This window comes from Brevundimonas sp. (genome assembly GCF_965279155.1).
Classification (GTDB): domain Bacteria; phylum Pseudomonadota; class Alphaproteobacteria; order Caulobacterales; family Caulobacteraceae; genus Brevundimonas.
This window is the reverse complement of the sequence record NZ_OZ257138.1, coordinates 1,645,733-1,668,342: the sequence shown is the minus strand read 5'-3', so window position 1 is coordinate 1,668,342 and position 22,610 is coordinate 1,645,733. Positions and strand designations below refer to the sequence as shown.

Below are 22,610 nucleotides of genomic sequence, written 5' to 3'. Positions count from 1 at the left end.
GGAGCTGCCCACGCCGCTGCCGGCGTCCCGCGCGTCCGCTTTCCGGCCTAGAGGCCAACGTCCGCTTTCGGCGCTGAATCCCAAGGCTGCGCACGACCCATTGCGGACACTCTGATCGGTCCGTTCGTGGTCAAACGGGTCGAAGCTATTGGACCTTAACGACCACGCTGACCGAAACCCTCACGCTGTGCCGCTGACAGGTCGGTCGAGATCGACACGTGCGCGCTGTGCCCATCTCGTGAAGCGATGAAGACCGCAGCGCTAGAGACTGCTCCAACTACAACAAGCCCCAAAAACGGTTTGCCAAAGACAACAAGGGCAAGACCTGCGGGAAGCAAAGCCGCAACAAGCATCGCTAAACTGAGGAGGACGAGGCGCGTTGGTCCAGAGGTTGATTTGGCGCGCTGGATGATGATCCAAGCCCCGAAAGATACCATGGCAGCGAACGCGATGACCACGAACCAACCAACAGAAAGTTGCTTGCCAATGACACCGAGAAACTGCGTGGCCAGTCCTGGCGTGAACCCATGAAGGAAGCCATCCGTCAGAAACACACCGAGATCAATCGCCATGAGGTTCGCCAGTGGGACGACAGCCGAGAACAAGAGCGCGCGAACGGACGACATTACCAACCCCTTAGCAGTGGGTTCAGCTTCACTCGCTTTGGTTACATTTTGGTATAGTCGGCAAGCGGCAACGATATCTAACTTCAACTCCCCGCCCAATGCGGACAACGGCGGCGGCCGCTCTTCAGACTGACGTCAATGTTGCGGCGGCGAAGCCAGAACCGAAATCGACCGGTTGCGGACGCTCCACTTGTCGTTAGGGTCGCTGGATGATCTGCCGAATGAAAACACCCGTTCAACAGACCATATTCGAATGCCAGCATTAAGCGAATTAGCTGCTGTAGTGATGGATGGCGCGTCCTGGCTCCAAGGATCGTGGAGGAGCCATCCTTTTGTGCGGGTGTCCGGCCCTCTGATATGCATTCTCAGCGTTGGCGCCACCGCCTGTAGCGAACCTGATGTCTCTTCATTAGAGCAGCAAGCCACGCTTTCCGTGGTCCAGCAGAAGCCACTTCCAACGCAAATGGCTGTGACGTATGCACGAGTTCCTGCGGGCCAAACGCCAATGACGAACGAAGAGCTACGCTCGACATTTGTCGGTAAACGCTACGTCGATATTCAGCATCGTTCAGCGGTCGTTACTGAGGCATTCGATTCGGATGGGAGCTATCGGTTTGAGAGCGACTATCACAACTTTGGCGGAGCCTATTGGATTGCCAATAGATGGCTATGCCGTCGGTGGGACGAACCTGAACACCCGCTAACGACCTGTTCCCAAGTCTATGTCGTTCCAACAGGAGACATATCTTACGTCGCGCCAGCAAGTGGCCGGTTCCAGCATTACAAGACTGTTCCCTAGCCGAGGTCTACTCTCCCATCCCTTAGCGAACTCCGATCCAGCCCGCTCCCAGCGACGCCCGATCCCGTAATCCTCACCCCCGGTGGTGCAGCCGCTTCCAGACCTGATAGCCGACGATGGGGGCGAAGCCGCAGAGGAGGGCGGCGATCAGGACCATCCAGAAGCCGCCGCCCAGCCAGTATTCGCCGGCCAGGGCCCCGGCGCCGGCCGCGAGGACCGGGCCGAGCCAGGGCAGCCAGGCGGGCGGCCGCATCTGCATTCAGGCGTCGACCTTGATGACGCCGCGACGAATCTGGTCCAGCTCGATGGAGTCGAACAGGGCCTGGAAGTTGCCGTTGCCGAAGCCCTCGTTGCCCTTGCGCTGAATGATCTCGAAGAAGATCGGGCCGAAGGTGTCCTGGGTGAAGATCTGCAGCAGCAGGCCGTCCTCGTCCGAGCCGTCGATCAGGATGCGGTTCTTGCGCATCCGCGCCACGTCGTGCCCGTGGTTGGGCAGGCGTTTGTCGATCAGTTCGAAATAGGTCTCGATGGTGTCCTGGAAATCGACGCCGCGCTCGCGCATGGCTTCGACCGTCTCGAAGATGTTCTCGGTGGTCAGGGCGATGTGCTGGATGCCTTCGCCGTTGTAGCGACGCAGGAACTCCTCGATCTGGGAGTTGTCGTCCTGGCTTTCGTTCAGGGGGATGCGGATGGCGCGGTCGGGCGCGATCATGGCTTGCGAGAACAGGCCGGTCGCCTTGCCCTTGATGTCGAAATACTTCTGCTCTTCGAAGTTGAACACCGAGCCGTAGAAGCCCGACCAGGTGCGCATCTCGCCGCGACGGACGTTGTGGGTCAGGTGGTCCAGGATCTCCAGGCCCATCGAATTCTTGCGCTCGGATTCCTCCCAGCCCTCGATCTCGTCCCAGGTGTCATACAGGGAGCCGGCGTCGCCATACTGGTCGATGACGTAGAGCAGGCTGCCGCCGATGCCTTCGAGGATATAGGGATAGTCTGCGCCCAGGGCGCCGCCCGAGACGCCTTGCGCCGGCTTGGCACCGCGCTCCACCGCGCCCTCATAGGCGGCCTTGGCGTCGGTGGTGCGGAAGGCCATGCCGTTGGCCGACGGGCCGTGATCCTTGGCGAAGGTCGCGGCCTGGCTGTCCGGACGATCCTGGGGCTTGCGGTGAACCAGGAAGCTGATGTCGCCCTGCTTCAGGCGGACCACGTCGGTCCGGGGGTTCACGTGCGTCTGGGTGAAGCCCATCAGCTCCAGGCGCGAGATCATCGCCCTGGGCTCGGGGCCGGTGAATTCGACAAATTCGAAACCGTCGACGCCGAGGGGGTTTTCCTGGTCGAGCTTTTCGACCGTGGACAGTTGTTGATCTGGGGTCATGTCGTTCATGGCGCGTCTCCCGCACAGATTTTTGAGGCGGGCTTAACCGAAAGGGGCCGCCGATTGGCGCGGAACCTAGTCACAGAAGACGACGGAGCCAAGACGAAGCCACGGGGACGTGATGACGGCAGGGCGATATCAGCCCGGCAGCAGCCGGGTCGCCCATTCCGCGCCCATAAGCAGGCCGGTGGCGAGAATGCCCAGAAGGGTCAGCCAGGCCGTGGTGACGGCGCAGCCGGCGAGGACGAACAGGCCGTCGCGCTGGATCAGGCCGACCGACAGCAGGGCCAGGGCGACCGACGGGATGGTGTTGGTCAGGGGCATGACGATGGTCAGGGTCGCCAGGATCATGAAGACGGCCGCCAGCTTCTCGCCGGGCCCGTCGGCGAACCGGCGCAGGCGGGGGCGCGACAGCCGGTCGATCCAGCCCAGTTTCGACTCGGCGAAATCGGCCATGGCCTTCAGCCAGGCGCCCTTGCAGCGCAGGTTCAGGAACCAGCGCGGCAGCCACGGCTCCTCGCGCCCGACCAGCATCTGGCCGGCCAGCAGGATGACGATCAGGCCGACCACCTGCGGCACGCCATAGAGGCCGGGCACCAGGCAGGGGATGGAGAGCAGCAGGATCAGCAGGCCATAGGCGCGCTCGTCCAGCCGGTCGCGGATCTCGTGCAGGGTCAGGCCCGCCTCGCCGCCGTCGTCCGCCAGCCGCCGCAAGAGGCGGGTGACGTTGTGGCTGACGTCGTCCTGCTGGGCCGTGGACGCGGGAGAGGCGGGGGTCGTCATGCAGGCGCTCTAGCAGGTGGATGTGACGGCCGAGGATGACGCAATGCCGCAGGGGTGCTAACGCGCCGTGCCGCCTTAAGGATCGCCATGCTGCGCAAACTCTACGACCGCGTCTTCGATCTGGCGCGCAGCCGCCATGCGACGAAGGCCCTGGCCGTCGTGTCGTTCGCCGAGAGTTCGTTCTTTCCCATTCCGCCCGACGTGATGCTGGCGCCGATGATCCTGGCGCGGCCGGATCGGGCCTATTTCTACGCCGCCGTCTGCACCGTCGCCTCGGTGCTGGGCGGGATACTGGGGTATGCGATCGGCTATTTCCTGACCGACCTGGGCCTGGCGATGATGCGGCTGTTGGGCCATTCGGACGGACTGGCGCAGTTTCGCGTCTGGTTCGATCAGTGGGGGCTGTGGGTCATCTTGATCAAGGGTCTGACGCCGATCCCCTACAAGCTGGTGACCATCGCCTCGGGCCTGGCGGCGTTCAGCTTTCCGGTCTTCATGGGGGCGTCGATCATCACGCGCGGCGGGCGGTTCTTCCTGGAGGCGTGGATACTGAAACGCTGGGGCCCGGCGATGCTGGCGCAGGTGGAAAAGCGGCTGGCGCTGTGGAGCGTGATCGGCATCGTGGCCCTGGTCGGACTGATCGTCGCCGTGAAGCTTCTGTAAGTCGACGCGGCCGCAGGAGCGGGCTAAGACCGTTTCAAGATGATCGATATCTATCGCCTTCTGACCCGTTGGTGGACCGCCTTCGCCCTGGCCGCGTCGCTGGCCATGCTGGGCGCGGCCCATGCGTTTCAGCGGTTTGGCGGGCTTGAGCCCTGCAACCTGTGCCTCAAGCAGCGCGAGGCCTATTGGGGCGCGGTCGCTGTGGCGACGGTCGCCACGGCCTGGACCCTGATCAGCGGCAGTCGGCGGGGAACCCCTCGCATCGCCGCCTTCCTGTTGGCCGCCGTCTTCGCCACCGGGGCCGTGACGGCCATCTTCCACATGGGCGGCGAATACAAATGGTGGGCCTTGCCCGCGACCTGTTCGTCGGTCGGGGGCTCGGTCGATCTGGACAGTCTGACGGCCTTGGCCATGGGCACGGGGCCGGTGGTCAAGGTGATCGGCTGCGGCGACGTGGCCTGGAGCTGGCTGGGTCTGTCGATGGCCGGGTGGAACGCGATAATCGCTTCGGCGCTTGCGGTGTTCAGCCTGCTGGCCGCCAAACGCCCCAAGGACGCCCGCGCCCCCCGTATCGAGAAGGCCTGACCTGACATGAGCGCCTCCACTCCCCTTCCAAGACCGGGCCGCGGCGCCGACAAGGCGCGGATGGACGAGATTCTGCGGGTCGATCATGCTGGGGAATACGCCGCCGTCCTGATCTATCGCGCGCAGAAGGCGGTGTTCGAGGGACGCAAGGGCAGGGGCGAGATCGCCCGTGACCTGGGCGAGATGCAGGACCAGGAGGCGGTGCATCTGGCGCGCTTCGACCGGCTGCTGAACGAGCGGCAGGTGCGGCCGACAGTCATGACCCCCCTGTGGCGGATCGCGGCCTCGGCGCTCGGCGCCGGAACGGCCCTGATGGGCGAGAAGGCGGCGCATGCCTGCACCGAGGCGGTCGAGAGCGTCATCGAGAAACACTATGCCGACCAGATCGCCGAGATCGGCGACCGCGATCCTGAGCTGGCGGCGGAACTGAAACAGTTCCGCGACGAGGAACTGGCCCACCACGACCACGCCATCGAACACGGCAGCCGCGAGGCGCCGGCCTATCGGCTGTTGAGCGGGGTGATCAAGGCGGGATGCCGGGTCGCGATCAAGGTCAGCGAGCGGGTGTAAACCGTTTCCTCCCTGCGAAGCGGGGAGGGGGACCGCGCGTAGCGTGGTGGAGGGGCTCTTGAAGCCCCACGGGCGCCTGTGATGCGGTGAAGAACCCCTCCGTCACGGCGCTGAAGACGCGCCGCGCCACCTCCCCGTCGCTCCGCGACGGGGAGGAGACAGAAGGTTCAGTAAATCTCGAACAGGCCAGCAGCTCCCATGCCGCCTCCGATGCACATGGTGACGACGCCGTATTTGGCGCCGCGGCGTTTGCCCTCGATCAGGACGTGGCCGGTCATGCGGGCGCCGGACATGCCGTAGGGGTGGCCGATGGAGATCGCGCCGCCCGAGACGTTCAGCAGCTCGTTCGGGATGCCCAGGGTGTCGGCGCAATACAGAACCTGGACGGCGAAGGCCTCGTTCAGCTCCCAGATGCCGATGTCGTCCACCGTCATGCCGTGGCGCTTCAGCAGTTTCGGCACCGCATAGACCGGGCCGATGCCCATTTCGTCGGGCTCGCAGCCCGCGACGGCCATGCCGCGATAGACGCCCAGCGGCTGAAGGTTGCGCTTCACCGCCTCGCCGGCCTCCATGATCACGCAGGCCGAGGCGCCGTCCGACAGTTGCGAGGCGTTGCCGGCGGTGATGAACTCGCCCTGCTGGATTTCCTCGCCGGCGCCGAACACGGGCTTCAGCGACTTCAGGCCCTCCAGGGTCGTTTCGGGCCGGTTGCCTTCGTCCTTCGACAGCGTGACCTCTTTGGATGAGGTCTCGCCAGTCGCCTTGTCGGTGACCAGCATGGAGGTGGTCATCGGCACGATCTCGGCGTCGAAACGGCCCGCCGCCTGCGCCGCCGCCGTGCGCTGCTGGGACTGGAGCGCATATTCGTCCTGGCGGTCGCGGTCGATGTTATAGCGACGGGCCACGACCTCGGCCGTTTCCAACATCGACATATACACGTGCGGCGCCAGCTTCAGCAGGGCCTCGTCCTTGCCGCGGTATAGGTTCATGTGCTGGTTCTGGACCAGGGAGATGCTTTCCAGCCCGCCGCCGACCGCCATCTTCTGCTGGTCGAAGACCACCTGTTTGGCTGCCGTGGCGATGCCCATCAGACCCGAGGCGCACTGGCGATCCAGGCTCATGCCGGGGACGGTCGAGGGCAGGCCGGCGGCCAGGGCGATTTGGCGCGCCACGTTTGTGCCGGTCGAGCCCTGCTGCAGGGCCGCGCCCATGACGACATCCTCGATCTCGGCCGGATCGACGCCGGCGCGCTGGACGGCGTGCCTCACCGCATGGGCGCCCAGCTGCTGGGCCTGGGTGTCGTTGAAGGCCCCGCGATAGGCCCGTCCGATCGGGGTGCGGGCGGTGGAGACGATGACGGCTTCGCGCATGAGCTTTCCTCCTGGGGCTATCGCCCTTCGGGCTACTTGAGCCCATTTGTGTTTGGCCTATCGCGCTTTGCGCTGCTTGAGGCCGGTTTCCTCTGGAAGGAAGTTAGGCGCCTGACCCCACGTCAACGCAACCCTCTCCCGGCGGGAGAGGGCTTGAGCACACGGCGGCGTCAGCCGTCGTCCTTGTGCGAAAGGGTGAGGGGTTAGGCTGTGCGACGCGATTGACACCATACCCCCTCATCCGGCCCTACGGGCCACCTTCTCCCCATGGGAGAAGGGGCAGGATCAGATCGTCAGCCTCCGTGCGCTTTCTGGGCCTTTGTCAGTTCGATCATGCCCTGGGCGGCGCCCATGTCGGGAACGATCTCACCCGCGCGGTCCGAGATGGCGTCGAAGTGGGCGGCGACCTGTTCGGGCGCATCCTCGCCGGTGATGAACGCTCCTTGCGTCAAGGTGACATAGGCGCGTTCGAACCCGCCGGCGCCGGCGGCCAGGATGGCGCGGCTGGGGGCATCGCGGCTGACCAGATACAGCAGGCCGGGTGTGACGAGCGCGGGGGAGAGGGCTTCCAGCGGCAGGGCCGCGCCCAGATCCTCGGTCATGCGCGTGTGTGCGGTGGGCGCCAGGCAGTTGACGCGGATGTCGTTCTTGGCGCCCTCGATCGACAGGGTTTGCATCAGGCCGACCAAGGCCATCTTGGCCGCGCCATAGTTGGCCTGTCCGAAGTTGCCGTACAGGCCCGACGACGAGGTGGTCATCACGATGCGGCCATAGTTCTGACCCCGCATGATCTCCCACACCGCCTTGGTGCAGTTGACCGCCCCCATCAGGTGAACATCGACGACGAAGCGGAAATCTTCGATCTCCATCTTGGCGAAGGTCTTGTCGCGCAGGACGCCGGCGTTGTTCACCAGGATGTCGATCCGGCCCCATTTCGCCATCGCCTGATCGACCATGGCCTCAACCGCCGCGAAGTCTGTGACCGACGCCGCATTGGCGATGGCCTCGCCGCCGGCAGCCTCGATCTCGGCGACCACGGCCTGCGCGGCCGTCGCCGATCCGCCCGAGCCGTCGCGCGCGCCGCCCAGGTCGTTGACCACCACCTTGGCCCCCCGCGCCGCCAGCGCCAAAGCGTGCTCGCGCCCCAGCCCGCCGCCGGCCCCCGTCACGATCGCCACCTGTCCGTCGAACCGCATCGCCATAATCGTTTCCTTTCGCCGGCGCCCAATGTGTTGAAATGGCGCCACAGTCGTCACAATCCTAATCCTAGAGCGGAACCGTGCGCCAGCCACGCCGTTCGGCTCGGGAACGCTGTGCCTATGTGCAGCTTCGCGCAATTCACACAGTGAGGAAGCTATGAAGCTCAAACTTCTCGCCTCCGTTGCCGCCGCCGGACTGTTCGCAGCCGGCGCCGCATCGGCGGAACCCAATGGTTGGTACGGGGCGGTCGACGCCGGTTACCAGTTCATGGACGATATCAACGCAGAATCCTCGACGACGGGTGCGTCGTGGAACTATGAAGTCAACGACGGCTGGAACGCGTTCGCGCGCCTCGGCTATCGCTTCAACCCCAACTGGCGCGCCGAGCTTGAAGGCGGCTACCGTTCGGGCGACGTCGGCACGGTTCGCGCCGTCTCGGGAACGCAGGGCGTCTGCAACACCACCCCGGCGACGGGCGGTTGCTTCTCTCCTGAAGGCGACATCGAATCGATGACCCTGATGGCGAACGTCATCTATGACTTCGGTTACGAAGCTTGGGGCATCCGTCCCTTCGTCGGCCTGGGCGCTGGTGTGAACCACGTCAAGACGGACATCTCGGGCACCCTGCGCGGCAACCGCGCCGCCACCTTTACGGCTGACGACGACTCGACCAAGTTCGCCGCTCAGGCGATCGCCGGTCTGGCCTGGGCCATCGGCGACCGCGCCAACATCGACCTGACCTACCGCTACCTGACGGGCGACGCTTCGTTCGCCTCGACGACGGTCGGCACGGGCGTTGGCGCCACGCAGTTCGGCGAATGGGATGGCGACTACGATCAGTCGCACACCGTGACCCTGGGTCTGCGCTACAGCTTCGGTGCGGAAGACGCTCCGCCGCCGCCGCCTCCCCCGCCGCCTCCGCCCCCGCCGCCTCCTCCGCCCCCGCCGCCTCCGGCGCCGGTCGCTCAGACCCCGGTCGCTCGCCAGTTCGTCGTCTACTTCGACTGGGATCGTTCGGACCTGACCGCAGAAGCTCGCTCGGTCGTCACCCAAGCCGCCAACTACGCCAAGTCGGGTCGTCCGACGCGCGTCGTGATCGTCGGCTACACCGATACCTCGGGTTCGGCCGCCTATAACCTGGGTCTGTCCAACCGCCGTTCGCGCACCGTCGCGGACTCGCTGGTTGCTGCAGGCGTCAACGGCGGCGTCATCGCCCTCGACGGCAAGGGCGAAACCAACCTGGCCAAGCCGACCGCCGACGGTGTGCGCGAACCGCTCAACCGCCGCGCGACCATCGACATCAACTTCTAAGACCTGCGTGGAAGCCGGCCTGGACATCCAGGCCGGCGACCGGTGGTTCATGGAAATCGTCGATTTCAAGGCATCGAGCCGTCGTCGCCATCAGGGTGGCGGCGGCTTTGATGTTAAAAAGTCTCGCTTCACGATCTGTTTCGGTAAACCGCTGGGTCGTTGCCGATTTCGGTTGATCGCCTCGGGTTGCCGCGACAAAAGAGCGATAATGACGCTCGTCCGTAAACGTCCTGATTGTGCCGAGTTTCTGGCGCTGCGATTTCCAGCTATTGGGTCGCGCCCGATCGGGGCGGCGTAATGGTCGAATTGCGCTCTTCTTCCCGATTGCTTTCGGCCCGTCGTCGCCGCCGTTACCGTCTTCGCGCCGAGCTGACCCGCCCGGATGCGCATGTGCGTTCGCGCGGTCCGCAAACCGCGACATCTGCGGTTGTTTCTTCATTTCCGACATCCGTCCGGCGCAGCGACGTCGGCTTGGCAGGCCGAAGCTTTCTGATCGTTTCCGCTCCGTTCGGATCCTTCGGTACGGCGCTGGCTTCGGTTCTTGAGGGGCGAGGGGCGACCGTCAGCCGCATGATCTTCAACGCCGGCGACGCCATGAATTGGCGACGGCCCGGACGCTTGGTGTTCAAGGCCGATCCCCAGGCGTGGGCCGATGGGTTTTCCGAGCTTGCTTCGCGTTTCACCGACATCATCGTGTTCGGCGAGGCCGGCCCTTACAACAGGACCGTTCTGACTGCTGCTGAGACTATGTCATCGCGGGTGTGGGTCCTGGAAAACGGCTATTTCCGGCCCGACTGGGTGACGGTCGAGCGTAACGGCGTCAATGGCTCCAGCGCCCTGCCGAGGTTCCGCGACGGCTATCCCGAGCCTATGCCGCCTGTGTCCGAGCCGATCGCGGTCGGCAAGATCCTGCCACACCATGTGGCCAACATCAGCGCCTATCACGCCGCCCAGATCATCGGCGGCGCGATGTTTCCCCACTACGCCGCGCCCTACGTCTTCTCGCCGCTGAAGCAGTGCGTCGGCCATATCCGCCGCTACGTCAGCCTGGCGTTCCGCAAGGCCGAGAACTGCGACGCCGATGTCATAAAGGCGCGCGGCGACTTCTTCATCGCCTGCTTGCAGCGCGAGGGCGACGCCCAGCTGTTGCGGTATTCAAATTATGCCGACAACCGCGCCTTCCTGACGGCGGTCATCGCCAGCTTCGCCGCCAAGGCGCCGTCTGGCGCTCGACTGGTCGTCAAGAACCATCCGCTGGATCCGGGTCTTGTGAACCTTCGAGCGGTGACGCTGCGTCTGGCCGAGGCGCACGGGTTGGCCGGGCGCGTCGATTTCATCGATGGCGGCAATCTGGCCGCCCTGTGCCGCGCATCGCAGGGCATGGTGGTCAACAATTCCAGCGCCGCCCTGTCCGCGCTGGGCTTCCACACGCCCGTCAAGGTCATGGGCGACGCCTTCTTCGATTTCGACGGCCTGACCGACCAGCAGCCGATCGACGCCTTCTGGTCTGCGCCCCAGGCGCCCGACACCGCGCTGTTCACTCGCTTCCGCGCCCATGTGATCGCCCAGAGCCAGGTGAACGGCAACTTCCACGAACCCCACGCCATCCTGCCCACGGCGCGTGGAATTGCGGACGTGTTCGAGCGCGTATCGGACTGACGACACGCTGATCCGCTCCCCTGTCAGAGGGGTGTGGCGCCAACACCACTCCTCTGCCGCTGTCATTTCTCTGTCACATAACTGTCGTCCCAGGGTTCAACATGAGTCCTAGAGGGGGCTGGATTGCGACATGTCTCGAACATGTCCTCGACCCTTTTCGGTCCACCAGCTGGGGATAGCTAATGACCTTCCGGAAACTGGCATACGGCGCTTCGGCCGTCGCCATCATGATGTCCGCCTCGACGGCCGTCTTCGCTCAAGAAACGACCGGCGGCATCTCGGGCGCCGTTTATGACGCAGCGGGTTCGCCGGTGGCGGGCGCCACCGTTACCGTGACCCACGTTCCGTCGGGCACGACTTCGACGACGGTCACCGACCAAACGGGTCAATTCTCGTCGCGCAGCCTGCGCGTCGGCGGCCCCTACCTGGTTCAGAGCACGTCGGCTGCTGGCGATGCTGCGGCCCAGGTCGGCAGCATTGGCATCGGCACGCCGGTGTCCGTTGAACTGGTCATCACCGGCAGCGCCGACACCGCCGCCCAAGTCGACGACATCGTGGTGACGGGTCTTCGCTCTGGCGGTCTGCGCACCTCGCCGCGTAGTAACCTGAACCTCGTCGACATCGAGACCCTCCCGTCGATCGGCCGCGACATCAAGGACATCGTCCGCACCACCCCGTTCGCCACGGTCGATCCGACCAACAACGACGCCCTGTCGATCGGCGGTCAGAACACCCGCTTCAACGCCGTGCTGATTGATGGCGTACGCCAGAGCGACGACTTCGGGCTGAACGGCAACGGCTATCCGACCCGCAGCACGCCGATCTCGCGTTCTGTACTTGAAGCGGTGGTCGTTGATGTAGCGCCCTACGGCGTCCAATACGGCAGCTTCACGGGCGGCGTGGTCAACTCGGTGACCAAGTCAGGTGGTAATGATTTTCACGGCGAAGTGTTCTGGGAAAAGACTGACGACGGCCTGCGCGGCGAGAACTTCAGCTACGAAGACTTCGTCACCGGTCAGCGTCAAGACCGCGTCGTCAGCGGTAAGTTTGAAGAAAAGACCTGGGGCGCAACCCTGAGAGGCCCGATCATCAAGGACCGCCTGTTCTTCCTCCTCAACTACGAAAAATTTGAATCGACCCAGCCTGTACTGTCGGGTCCGCAAGGCTCGGGCGCCGTCAACGAAGCGCCTGGCATCACTCAGGCTCAAATCGACCAAGTCCGTGAAATTTCTCAGCGCGTTTACGGATATGATGCGCTGGACTGGCGCGCGGACGAACTTCCGGTCACGGACGAGAAATACTTCGCCAAGTTGGACTGGAACATCAATGACCGCCACCGCGCCGTCGTGTCTTACCAGCAGAGCGAAGGGTCTGACCTTACTCTGAACGGCACCACCACCAGCGGCAACAACATCAGTGTCGGTCTTTTGTCATCGGCTTACAGCCTCAACACCAGCCTGAAGGTTTACAAGGCTCAGCTGTTCTCCGACTGGACTGACAGACTGTCGACCGAATTCTCGTTCTCTCGCAAAGAAGTCGAGAACATCTCGCAGGGCCTGGGCGGAAACGACTTCGCCGCCATGCAGATTTATCTGGACGCTCCGTTCGGCACCCAAACAGGTACGCGCCGTTCGATCCGCTTCGGCCCGGAACGGTCGCGTCACGCAAACCTCCTGACGACCGACACCACGCTCTATCGCGCCGTCGCCAACTATGACGCAGGCTACAATCACCGCTTTACGGTCGGTCTGGAACGCGAAGAACAGGATATCTTCAACCTGTTCGTGCAGGTGGCGAACGGCGAGTATGAGTTCGCTTCGATTGCAGACTTCGAAGCGCGGCGCGCCTCGTCGATCGGCTATTCCAACGCCGCATCGAACAACAAGGTCGATGGCGCTGCGTCGCTGAGCTATGCGCTGAACAGCCTGTATTTCCAGGATGAGTGGAAGCCCATTCCTGAGCTGACCATCACGGCCGGCCTGCGCTATGACCTCTACACCTCGGACGACAAGCCGCAGCTCAACCAAGCCTTCGTGACCCGGTTCGGATTCGGCAACGACAAAAACCTGGACGGTATCGGCATCCTGCAGCCGCGCTTCGCCTTTAACTGGCGCGCGCCGTGGGACATCACCGTGTATGGCGGCTTCGGTCGCTTCCAGGGTGGTTCGCCCAACGTCTGGATCGCGAACTCCTATTCCAACCCCGGCAACCTGATCGGCAGCTTCCAGTGCAAGGTCGCGGCGAACTATCAGTCGCAGTTCGCGAACGCCTTCCCGGTCTGTAGTGCGGCCCAACAGGCGGCGCTGCTGAACGTCAATGGTTCGGCGGTCAATCCTGTGGCTCAAACAGCTGTCACCTCCAGCGCCAATCTGGGGACGGGCAACATCAACCTGATCGATCCGACCTTCAAGACACCGTCGATTTGGAAGACTTCGATCGGCGCCACCAAGTCGTTCGACCTGAGCCGCTTCTATCTCGGCGATGGCTGGGATGTGACGGCCGAGTACGTCCACTCGGAACTGCAGGACGCGATCGGCTGGGTGGATCTGAGCCTGGCGCGCACTCAGAACGGAACCGGCCCGGACGGCCGTCCGGTCTATGGTCCGAACCCGGTTCGCACCGGTCAGAACGTTCTGATGATGACCAACTTCGAAGGTGGCGAAACCGACCAGTTCGCGATCGGCGTGAGCAAGGACTGGTACGAGGGCTGGCTGACAGGCGCTGGCTTCAACTTCTCCTACACCTATCTTGACAGCACCGACCGTTCGCCGGCGACTTCGTCGACGGCCAGCTCGAACTTCGGCAACATCGCGTTGTCGGATCCGAACAACCCCGGCCTGACGACCTCGAACTACGAGATCGAGCACGCCCTGAAGCTGAGCGTGAACTATTCGCGCGCCTTCTTCGGTGATTACCGGACGCGTATCGGCCTCTATGCGCAGCGTCGTTCTGGCCTGCCTTTCAGCTACGTCTTCGGCACCAACTCGTCGGCTCTGAACGGCGAATACATCTCCACCCAACGCCAACTGCTCTATGTGCCGCAAGCTGACTCCTCGGGTAACGTCACGGCCACCAGCGATCCGTTGGTCCGCTATGGTCCGACGTTCGATATCACGGCCTTCAATGCCTTCCTGCAACGCACTGGCCTGATCGACTATGCGGGTGAAATCTCGCCGCGCAACGCCTTCAAATCGCCGTATGTGACGACGGTGGATATGCATATCGAGCAGGAACTGCCGGCCTTCTTCCCCGGCGGAGCCAAGCTGATCGGCTATATGGATATCGAGAACCTGGGCAACCTGCTCAACGACGAGTGGGGCTCGATCCAGCAGATTGGTTTCCCCTACACATCGACAAACGTGACTGCGGCGCGGACGGGCAACCAGTTCTACACATACAACGCCTTCACGGAACGTTCGCCGTCGACGTTCGGCACGAACTCCGTGTGGCAGGTCAAGGTCGGCGTTCGCTATCAGTTCTAAGCGAACGACAGACTGAAACGACGAAGGGCGGTCCGTTCGCGGGCCGCCCTTTTTATTTGCGCATAGGCCCGGCGTTGAAGTCGGGGGCACGAGGGGCCATATGGCGCGGCTCGCGTTTCGTGCCCGATTACAGACAGGATCAGTTCGCCGATGACCGCTGCCATCCCTGCCGCCATCCCCGCAGAGTGGGCTCCGCACCGCGCCATGTGGGTGGGGTGGCCCAGCCATGCGGAATACTGGTTCGAGGCGCTGGAACAGGCGCAGGACGAGGTCGAGGGGCTGGTGCGGGTTCTGGCCGGGCCGGGGCGTGAGCAGGTCAAGCTGATGGTCGGCAAGGCCGAGGTTCTGGCGGACGCCCAGGCGCGCTTCGCGGGGGTCGAGAATGTCGAGGTGGTGGCCGGCGAGTTCGGTGACATCTGGCTGCGCGACACCGGGCCGATCTTCGGCGCGGGATCGAAGACGGCGGCGGCGTTCAAGTTCAACGGCTGGGGCGGGAAGTATGACATGCCGGGCGACGACCTCGTTGCGGGCCAGATCGGCGAACATTCGGGCGTGCCCCTGACGTGGAACGACTTTGTCATGGAGGGCGGGTCGTTGGATCACGACGGGGAGGGGACGGTCCTGACCACGCGCCAGTGCCTGCTGAACCCGAACCGCAACCCGGCCTGGAACCAGGACGAGGCGGTCGCGACAGCCGCGCTGGAAGCAGCTATCGGGGCCAGGGCCGTGCTCTGGCTGGGCGACGGCCTGCTGAACGACCACACCGACGGCCACGTCGACAACTTGGCGCGCTTCGTCGCGCCGGGCGTGGTGGCTTGCCCGGTGGCCTGGGGCAAGAACGACCCGAACGCCGAGGTCTATGACGCCACGGCCCGCGATTTGTCGGGCATGACGGATGCGGCGGGCCGCACGCTCCGTGTACTGAGGATCCCGTCGCCGGGCCTGGTGCTGGACGAGGACGAACGCCCGATCCCGGCCAGCCACATGAACTTCCTGATCGCCAACGGCGCCGTGGTCGTGCCGACCTATGGCGACGACGAGGCCGCGCGGTTCGCCTGCGAGGCCCTTGCGACGGCCTTCCCCGATCGCGAGATCATTCCTCTGCCGTCCAAGGCCATCCTGACCGGCGGCGGCTCGTTCCACTGCATCTCCCAGCAGGAGCCCGCATGACCCGCAACATCACCGTCGCCGGCATCCAGACCTCTTATGGCGAGGACATGCAGGCCAATATCGCCAAGACCATCGACTTCGTGCGTGAGGCGGCGGGCAAGGGCGCGCAGGTGATCCTGCCGTCGGAACTGTTCCAGGGGCCGTATTTCTGCGTGTCGCAGGAAGAGCACTGGTTCACGCAAGCCTATGAATGGCGCGAACATCCGTGCGTCACGGCCATGGCGCCGGTGGCCAAGGACCTGGGTGTGGCCATTCCCGTCTCGATCTTCGAGAAGGACGGGCCGCAATATTACAACTCGATGGTCATGCTGGACGCGGACGGCGAGGCGCTGGGCGTCTATCGCAAGAGCCATATCCCCGACGGCCCCGGTTATCAGGAGAAATACTATTTCCGGCCCGGCGATACGGGCTTCAAGGTCTGGAACACCCGCTTCGGCAAGGTCGGGGTCGGCATCTGCTGGGACCAGTGGTTCCCCGAGGCGGCGCGGGCGATGATGCTGATGGGCGCCGATGTGCTGATGTATCCGACCGCCATCGGCACCGAGCCGCACGATGCCGATCTGCATACGGCCGAGCCTTGGCGTCGGGCCATGCAGGGGCATGCGGTGTCCAATGCGGTGCCCGTGGTGGGCGCCAACCGGATCGGTCATGAGACGGTGACGAACGTGGGTCAGACCTTCTACGGCCACTCCTTCATCGCCGATCAGCGCGGCGACCTGGTCGAGAGCCTGGGCGCCGAGGAGGAGGGGGTGCTGGTGCACCGCTTCGACCTGGATGAGCTGGACAAGTATCGCGCGGCCTGGGGCTTCTTCCGCGATCGGCGGACGGATCTGTATGGGGCGCTGACGGGTAAGGGCTGAAAAACTCTCCGCTCATCCCCGCGAAAGCGGGGACCCAGTCCTTTTACAGCGCAGTGCGTTGGCCATCTAGCATGCCCTGCCGTCGGCCCCTGAGCGCCCAAAGTGCTGGGTCCCCGCTTTCGCGGGGATGAGCGGAAAAATTATGGACGCATCGCCTCCACCGCCGCGATCAGCCGGTCGAGATCCGTCGGCGTCGAAAGCCGGTGGTCGCCGCCCTCGATCAGGTCCAGGCGGACGTCGACGCCCTTCAGCCGCTCGACCAGCTCGATCTGATGGCGCCACGGCACGACGTCGTCGGCGCGGCCCTGCAGGATGTGAACCGGGGCGGCGATGTCGATCACGCCGCCCAGCAACAGCCAGTCGCGCGCCTCCTCGAACATGCGCCGCGTCAGGACATATTCGCCTAGCCCTTCCTCGACGATCAGGGTCTCGCCCTCTCGCAGGATGGCCTGGCGCTCGTGATCGGCCAGGCCGGGCCACATCAGCCGTTCGGTGAAGTCCTGGGCCGGATTGATCAGGACCAGCCCCTTGATCCGTTCCGGCCGCGCCAGCGTCGCAAGCAGGGCGACCCAGCCGCCCATCGACGAGCCGACCGGGATGATCGGGCCGGACAGGCTGTCGATCAGGGCGATGGCGTCCTCGCGCCAGCGGCCGATGGTGGCCTGGCGCCAGTCGCCAGACGACTGTCCATGGGCGAAATGGTCGTAGCGGATGAAGGTCCAGCCGCGTTCGCGTGCGGCGACGTCCAGCGCCAGGGCCTTGGTCCCCTCCATGTCCGAGCGGAAGCCGCCGATCCAGATCACAGTGGGACCGGCGCCCTCGATGCGTTTGAAGGCGAGGGTTTCGCCGTCGGGGCGGGACAGGTGCTGGATGTCGGTCATGGCGCCCTTGTGCCGCGACTTTGAGGCTCCGTCACCCTTGACCGCGACGCGGGATGGCGGAACACAGACCCATGTCCGCACCCCAAGTCCTGTTCGTCACCTCCAACCGCATCGGCGACTGCGTCATCTCGTCGGGGGTGATTCGCGAGATCGCGCGCCAGGTTCCAGGGGCGCAGATCACCGTGGCCTGCGGCCGGCCGCCCGCGCCCTTCTTCCGCAATGCGCCGGGCGTGGTGCGGACCATCGTGCTCGACAAGAAGAAGATGTCCGGCCACTGGCTCGACCTGTGGAAACAGGTCGTCGGCGCGCGCTGGAACCTGGTCATCGACATCCGGGGTTCGGCGCTCAGCTATCTGATCCCGGCCAAACGCCGCATCGTCTATAATCGCTCGTGGGAGACCGGCCTGCGCAAGGTCGAGATGGTGTCGCGCCTGATGGGGGCGGCGACGCCGCTGGATCCCGAAATCTTCCTGGACGATCAGGCGCGCGCCGAGGCCGCCGCCGTCATCGATCCGCAGCTGGCGGGCGGGACCGGTCCCGGCCGGATCATTGCGCTCGCCCCCATCGCGCATCAGCCGGGCAAGAGCTGGCCCGCCGACCGCTGGGGCGCGCTGGTCGAGAAGTTGAAGGCCGAGCCACGGTTCGACGGCTGGCGGTTCATGCCGGTGGGCGGGCCGGGCGACCGGCCGCCGGCGACCCCGGCGCTGGAGGCTGCGGGCGCGCGGGGCATCGACTTCGTGGGCAAGGGCGACATCCTGGCCTCGGCCGCCGCCATCGACCGGGCCGACCTTTTCGTCGGCAACGACAGCGGTCTGATGCACGTGTCTGCGGCGCTGGGTCGGCCCACGCTGGGCCTGTTCGGGCCGACCGAGTGGTGGCTGTATGGTCCCTGGGGTCCAAAGACGCGCACGGCGGCGTCGAACGAGACGCGCGGCCAGTTCGCGCCCATCGAAGATCTGAGCGTGGATCATGTGTTCGAAGCGGTGTTGGCGCTGCACGACGCCTATATCGGCGCCGCGCCCGTGAAGCCTTGAAAAACCGGCCTTCCGGGCGCATATTGCGGCCTTGAGGGGAACGTGGCGCAAGCTGCGCCATTCCGCTTATCAAGACACACGCCTTCTCTGACCACATAAGGAAACGACGCCCATTCGCCGTCCCATGCAAGCGCCACCCGTGAAAGACGGGCCGCGTATGAACCAGGATATCCGCGCCCCTCGCGTTCTGCTCATCGATCAGAACGGCGAGAAACAGGGCGTCATGCCCACCTCTTCCGCGCTCGAAGCCGCCGAAGAAGCCGGGATGGACCTGGTCGAGATCGTCTCCACCTCCGAGCCGCCGGTGGTCAAGATCCTCGATTACGGCAAGCACCGTTTCCAGGAGCAGAAGAAGAAGGCCGAGCAGCGCAAGCGCCAGAAGGTCGTCGAGCTCAAGGAAATCAAGCTGCGCCCCAACATCGACACCCACGACTATGAGGTGAAGACCAAGGCCATGCACCGCTTCTTCGACGAGGGCGACAAGGTCAAGGTCACGCTTCGCTTCCGCGGTCGCGAGATGGCGCACCCCGAACTGGGCATGAAGCTGCTGAACAAGGTCCAGGCCGATTTCGACGAAATCGCCAAGGTCGAGTTCTCGCCCAAGATGGAAGGCCGCCAGATGATCATGATCCTGGCCCCGCGCTGATCGCGATCCATCGCTGAATACGAAACGCCCCGGTCGCAGGACCGGGGCGTTTTTCGTTGGCGCATCCGCCGCTTGCGTCGCTCCCTGTCTTCTGGTTGAGCTTCACCGTGGATGGGGGAGTTCATGCTGAAGTCTGTTCTGTCGGGATTGGTCCTGACCGTGTTGAGCGTCGTCGCCTTGTGCGGCGTCGTGGTTTCCGGCGCTCAGGCCCAGGCGCAAGTGCAGGCCGAAGCGCAGGGCGCCCCACCGTCGCTCGATGTCTATGCGGCGTCGCCCACGGTCGAGCTGATGGCGCTGTCGCCCAGCGGCGATCTGATCGCGCGTATCGTGGTCACAGGCGAGCAGCGGGCCATCGCCGTCACCCATATGAATACGGCCGAGCATGTCTTCGCTTCGTCCATCGGCGAGGCCAAGGTGCGCGATCTGCGCTGGATCGGCGAAGGCAAGGTGCTGATCATCAGCTCCCAGACGCGGGCCATCCATCTTCTGGGGGTGCCGCGATCCGAGCTCTATTTCGGCATGATCCTCGATCTGGCGACGCAGAAGCTGACCCGTGTGCTGGATCGCACGCAGGATGTTCTGCCGGTGCTCTATGGCGGCGCATCGGTTCGCGAGACCGACCAGGGGCCGACGCTGTTCGTGCGCGGCTTCAACGTCGAAACCGGACAGTCCGATCTTCACAGGGTCGATCTGAGTTCCGGTCGTGGCCGTTCGGTCGTGCCGATGGATCGAGAAACGGACGACTATGTGCTGGATGGCGACGGCGTCGTGATCGCCACCGCGCGCTATGTCGAGCGCAGCGGGCGCTGGACCATGATGCTGCCGAACGGCCGTCGGTTCCGCGAGGCCTGGACGACCGATGCGCCGGTGGACACGCCGACGTTCCTGGGTATGGGCCGCACGCCGCGCACGGTGGTGATCAGCGCGGATCGACCCGATCTGGCCGCCGCCGATCCCGAATCCGAGACGCAGGCCAATCTGTTCGAGGTCAATGTCGATACCGGCGAGTGGACGAAACTGCCGTTTGCGCATCACCCGGACGCGCTGTGGCATCATCCCAGGACCCGTCTTCTGATCGGCGCCTCGCGCACCGAGGAGGATGGCGAGCGCTATGAGTTCATCGACCCGACCTCGGCCAGCCGGTGGCGTTCGATCGAGCGCGCGTTCGAGGGCAAGGCGCCGCAGCTGGTGTCATGGAGCGCCGACCAGAAACGCATTCTGGTCTTCAGCGACATCGGCGAATCTGGCCTCTATCAGCTGGTCGATTTCGACCGTCGCACCGCCGACGCCCTGGCCTTCACCTATCCCGACATACCGCCGGAACAGGTCGGCGCCGTTCGACATGTCACCTATGACGCCGCCGACGGCCTGAAGATTCCTGGCTATCTGACCTTGCCGCCCGGTGTTCAGACGCCCGAGCAACTGCCCCTGATCGTGCTGGCGCACGGCGGGCCCGCGTCGCGCGATGTGATGGGGTTCGACTGGTGGGCCCAGGCGCTGGCGTCGCGCGGCTATGCGGTGCTTCAGCCCAACTTCCGGGGTTCGGAAGGGTACACGCGCGCCTTTCTGGAGGCGGGATACGGCGAATGGGGTCGCAAGATGCAGACGGACCTGTCCGACGGCGTGCGCTGGCTGACCGAACAGGGCATCGTCGATCCCGACCGGGTCTGCATCGTCGGCGCCAGCTACGGCGGTTACGCGGCCATGGCGGGGCTGACGCTGGACCGGGGCGTCTATCGCTGCGCCGTCGCCGTCGCCGGCGTCTCCGACCTGCGCCGCATGGTGAACTGGGAAGCCCGCCAGGAAAGGAGTCAGAATAACCAGACGGTCCGATACTGGAACCGGTTCATGGGCGCCGCGCGTCTGAACGACCGGGCGCTGGATGCGCTGTCGCCCGCCTATCTGACCGACACGGTCGACAAACCGCTGCTGCTGATCCACGGCCGCGACGATACGGTGGTGGCGATCGAGCAGAGCCGCGTCATGGCCGAGGCGATGCGCCGGGCCGGAAAGCCGGTCGAACTGATCGAGCTTGAGGGCGAGGATCACTGGCTGTCGCGCGCCGACACCCGCCAGCAGATGCTGCGCGAGACCGTGCGGTTTCTGGAGGCGAACAATCCGGCTCGCTAGCGACGGAATGCCGCGCTAAGCCTTGGCCATGACCGCGACACCGACCACCCCGCCCAAGCTCAAGACCCCGGCGCTGGCCGTGTTGTTCGCCACGGTGTTCATCAACCTGGTCGGGTTCGGGCTGGTGGTGCCGCTGCTGCCCTTCTTCGCCCAGAGCCTGCAGGCGGAGGCGTGGCAGATCACGCTGATGTTCTCGGCCTATTCGCTGGGTCAGTTCTTCGCCGAACCGTTCTGGGGGCGGCTGTCGGATCGGATCGGGCGCAAGCCCGTGCTGCTGATCACCCTGATCGCCAATGCGCTGGGCTATCTGATGCTGGCCTTCGTGCCCAACATCTGGCTGGCGATTGCGGTGCGGCTGTTTACCGGTCTGGGCGCGGGCAATATCTCCACGGTCCAGGGCTATGTCGCCGATGTGACGCCGCCGGAACAGCGGGCGGGGCGGATGGGGCTGATCGGGGCCGCGTTCGGCCTGGGCTTCATCGTCGGGCCGGGCCTGGGCGGACTGCTGACCCAGCCGCAGCTGGGGCGTCTGGGATATCAGCTGCCGATCTTCCTGGCGGCGGCGCTTGCGGCTGTGGCGGCGGTCGGGGTGATCGTCTTCCTGCGCGAGAGCCGGGCCAAGGCCGATCCCGCCACGCCGCGCCCGGCCTTCCTGGCGGGACTGAAGGATGCGCGCGACAACGATGTGGTGTCGCGGGTGCTGATCGTGACCCTGATCTATATGGCGGGCTTCTCGGCGATGGAGAGCGTGTTCGGCCTGTGGGCCGAGAGCCGCTATCAATGGGGTGCGCGCGAGGTGGGGCTCAGCTTCATGATCGTGGGCATCGTCTCGACCCTGAACCAGGGGTTCTTCGCCGGACGGCTGGCGCGGCGGTTCGGCGAATCGCGCGTGCTGGCGACCGGCATGCTGTTGTTCGGAAGCTCGCTGGTGTTGCAGGTGCTGGCGCCCGTCGCCTGGTTCCCGGCGACCCGGCTTGAACTGGGCGCCCTGTCCATTCCCATCGTCCAGGGCTGGGTCATTCCGATGGTCATGGCGCTGGGGGCGTGCGGCATGTCGATGGCCATGCCCAATATCTCGGCCATGATCAGCCGCGCCTCACCGCCCGACCGGCAAGGGGCCATGTTGGGCCTGAACATGGCCTCCAGCTCGGTGGCGCGCATCTTCGGGCCGATGATCGCGGGCGCGCTGTTTTCCGGCCTGGGGCACGACTGGCCCTTCCTGGTCGGGGCGCTGCTGACCATCCCCGCAGCCGTCATGGCGATCAACGCCGGACGGGCCATCCGGCGGGGTCAGGTTGCGGCGGAGGCGCCCGCCAAGTCCTTGACGTGACTCATCTTGCGTCGCCGGGCGTCTTCGCCTACAAGCCGCGCCTTCGCGTACCGAACCGCCGGGCGAACAGGCATGCCTGGGCGGTTCTTAAACTCTGAGGAGACATCGCAAAACGGGCTCAAGTAGCTCGGAGAGC

The 22,610-nt window shown here is 64.9% G+C and carries 20 protein-coding genes; 12 read left to right on the top strand and 8 right to left on the bottom strand.

The annotated features are described in order from the left end of the window. Positions 1-155: 155 nt before the first annotated feature. The 4 genes from ACQY72_RS07915 to ACQY72_RS07900 form a co-directional block, all read right to left on the bottom strand. Entirely contained in the window at positions 156-572 is a 417-nt protein-coding gene (locus ACQY72_RS07915) for a hypothetical protein (RefSeq protein WP_428152856.1), read from the bottom strand. A gap of 926 nt (positions 573-1,498) precedes the next feature. After that, on the bottom strand, positions 1,499-1,684 hold the full coding sequence (locus tag ACQY72_RS07910; protein WP_346497806.1) for a hypothetical protein: 186 nt from the start codon (positions 1,682-1,684) through the stop codon (positions 1,499-1,501). Beyond that, entirely contained in the window at positions 1,685-2,809 is a 1,125-nt protein-coding gene (gene hppD / locus ACQY72_RS07905; protein ID WP_428152855.1) for a 4-hydroxyphenylpyruvate dioxygenase, read from the bottom strand. Positions 2,810-2,938: 129 nt separating this feature from the next. Further along, positions 2,939-3,583 carry an exopolysaccharide biosynthesis protein gene (locus ACQY72_RS07900; RefSeq protein ID WP_428152854.1) on the bottom strand — a complete coding sequence of 215 codons (645 nt, stop codon included), beginning with the start codon at positions 3,581-3,583 and terminating at the stop codon, positions 2,939-2,941. An 87-nt stretch (positions 3,584-3,670) separates the two neighbouring features. Between ACQY72_RS07900 and ACQY72_RS07895 the strand changes: the two genes are divergently transcribed. The 3 genes from ACQY72_RS07895 to ACQY72_RS07885 are packed head-to-tail and all read left to right on the top strand — an operon-like array spanning position 3,671 to position 5,401. Continuing rightward, positions 3,671-4,246, top strand: a complete 576-nt coding sequence (locus ACQY72_RS07895) for a YqaA family protein (protein WP_428152853.1) — start codon at positions 3,671-3,673, stop codon at positions 4,244-4,246. Between the two features lie 39 nt (positions 4,247-4,285). Next, positions 4,286-4,831 carry a disulfide bond formation protein B gene (locus ACQY72_RS07890; RefSeq protein WP_428152851.1) on the top strand — a complete coding sequence of 182 codons (546 nt, stop codon included), beginning with the start codon at positions 4,286-4,288 and terminating at the stop codon, positions 4,829-4,831. A 6-nt stretch (positions 4,832-4,837) separates the two neighbouring features. Next, a complete protein-coding gene (locus tag ACQY72_RS07885; protein ID WP_428152850.1) occupies positions 4,838-5,401 on the top strand; it encodes a demethoxyubiquinone hydroxylase family protein in 564 nt (187 codons plus the stop codon). A 167-nt stretch (positions 5,402-5,568) separates the two neighbouring features. Here the strand turns inward: ACQY72_RS07885 and ACQY72_RS07880 are convergent, their stop codons facing one another. Both ACQY72_RS07880 and ACQY72_RS07875 read right to left on the bottom strand, forming a co-directional pair. Further along, on the bottom strand, positions 5,569-6,771 hold the full coding sequence (locus tag ACQY72_RS07880) for an acetyl-CoA C-acyltransferase (RefSeq protein WP_428152848.1): 1,203 nt from the start codon (positions 6,769-6,771) through the stop codon (positions 5,569-5,571). 293 nt (positions 6,772-7,064) lie between these two features. Continuing rightward, the gene (locus tag ACQY72_RS07875) at positions 7,065-7,973 is read right to left on the bottom strand and encodes an SDR family NAD(P)-dependent oxidoreductase (RefSeq protein WP_428152847.1); all 909 of its coding nucleotides are present in this window, start codon (positions 7,971-7,973) and stop codon (positions 7,065-7,067) included. Positions 7,974-8,127: 154 nt separating this feature from the next. Between ACQY72_RS07875 and ACQY72_RS07870 the strand changes: the two genes are divergently transcribed. Then, the gene (locus ACQY72_RS07870; protein WP_428152846.1) at positions 8,128-9,282 is read left to right on the top strand and encodes an OmpA family protein; all 1,155 of its coding nucleotides are present in this window, start codon (positions 8,128-8,130) and stop codon (positions 9,280-9,282) included. On the opposite strand, the gene ACQY72_RS07865 is transcribed toward ACQY72_RS07870, so the two are convergent. Further along, positions 9,272-9,721: a hypothetical protein gene (locus ACQY72_RS07865; protein WP_428152845.1), complete on the bottom strand. Its 450-nt coding sequence runs from the start codon at positions 9,719-9,721 to the stop codon at positions 9,272-9,274. The two genes, ACQY72_RS07870 and ACQY72_RS07865, sit on opposite strands and share 11 nt — an antisense overlap. Positions 9,722-9,852: 131 nt before the next feature. On the opposite strand from ACQY72_RS07865, the gene ACQY72_RS07860 reads away from it, so the two are divergent. From ACQY72_RS07860 to aguB, 4 genes are all read left to right on the top strand, one after another. After that, positions 9,853-10,941 (top strand): capsular biosynthesis protein, encoded by a 1,089-nt coding sequence (locus ACQY72_RS07860; RefSeq protein ID WP_428152843.1) that lies wholly within the window; start codon positions 9,853-9,855, stop codon positions 10,939-10,941. Positions 10,942-11,123: 182 nt separating this feature from the next. Further along, positions 11,124-14,423 carry a TonB-dependent receptor gene (locus ACQY72_RS07855; RefSeq protein ID WP_428156669.1) on the top strand — a complete coding sequence of 1,100 codons (3,300 nt, stop codon included), beginning with the start codon at positions 11,124-11,126 and terminating at the stop codon, positions 14,421-14,423. 204 nt (positions 14,424-14,627) lie between these two features. Beyond that, positions 14,628-15,593 carry an agmatine deiminase family protein gene (locus ACQY72_RS07850; RefSeq protein ID WP_428156687.1) on the top strand — a complete coding sequence of 322 codons (966 nt, stop codon included), beginning with the start codon at positions 14,628-14,630 and terminating at the stop codon, positions 15,591-15,593. Beyond that, positions 15,590-16,453, top strand: a complete 864-nt coding sequence (gene aguB, locus ACQY72_RS07845; protein WP_428156668.1) for an N-carbamoylputrescine amidase — start codon at positions 15,590-15,592, stop codon at positions 16,451-16,453. Before ACQY72_RS07850 ends, aguB begins: the two co-directional genes overlap by 4 nt. Before the next feature lie 140 nt (positions 16,454-16,593). Here the strand turns inward: aguB and ACQY72_RS07840 are convergent, their stop codons facing one another. Beyond that, on the bottom strand, positions 16,594-17,334 hold the full coding sequence (locus tag ACQY72_RS07840) for an alpha/beta fold hydrolase (RefSeq protein WP_428156667.1): 741 nt from the start codon (positions 17,332-17,334) through the stop codon (positions 16,594-16,596). A gap of 71 nt (positions 17,335-17,405) precedes the next feature. On the opposite strand from ACQY72_RS07840, the gene ACQY72_RS07835 reads away from it, so the two are divergent. The 4 genes from ACQY72_RS07835 to ACQY72_RS07820 all read left to right on the top strand — a co-directional run bounded on the left by ACQY72_RS07835 (position 17,406) and on the right by ACQY72_RS07820 (position 22,474). Beyond that, on the top strand, positions 17,406-18,368 hold the full coding sequence (locus tag ACQY72_RS07835; protein ID WP_428156666.1) for a glycosyltransferase family 9 protein: 963 nt from the start codon (positions 17,406-17,408) through the stop codon (positions 18,366-18,368). Positions 18,369-18,492: 124 nt separating this feature from the next. Further along, positions 18,493-19,014 (top strand): translation initiation factor IF-3, encoded by a 522-nt coding sequence (infC, locus tag ACQY72_RS07830; protein ID WP_135193774.1) that lies wholly within the window; start codon positions 18,493-18,495, stop codon positions 19,012-19,014. Positions 19,015-19,137: 123 nt separating this feature from the next. Continuing rightward, positions 19,138-21,144: an alpha/beta hydrolase family protein gene (locus ACQY72_RS07825; protein ID WP_428156665.1), complete on the top strand. Its 2,007-nt coding sequence runs from the start codon at positions 19,138-19,140 to the stop codon at positions 21,142-21,144. Positions 21,145-21,172: 28 nt separating this feature from the next. Beyond that, positions 21,173-22,474: an MFS transporter gene (locus ACQY72_RS07820; RefSeq protein WP_428156664.1), complete on the top strand. Its 1,302-nt coding sequence runs from the start codon at positions 21,173-21,175 to the stop codon at positions 22,472-22,474. Positions 22,475-22,610: the final 136 nt, after the last annotated feature.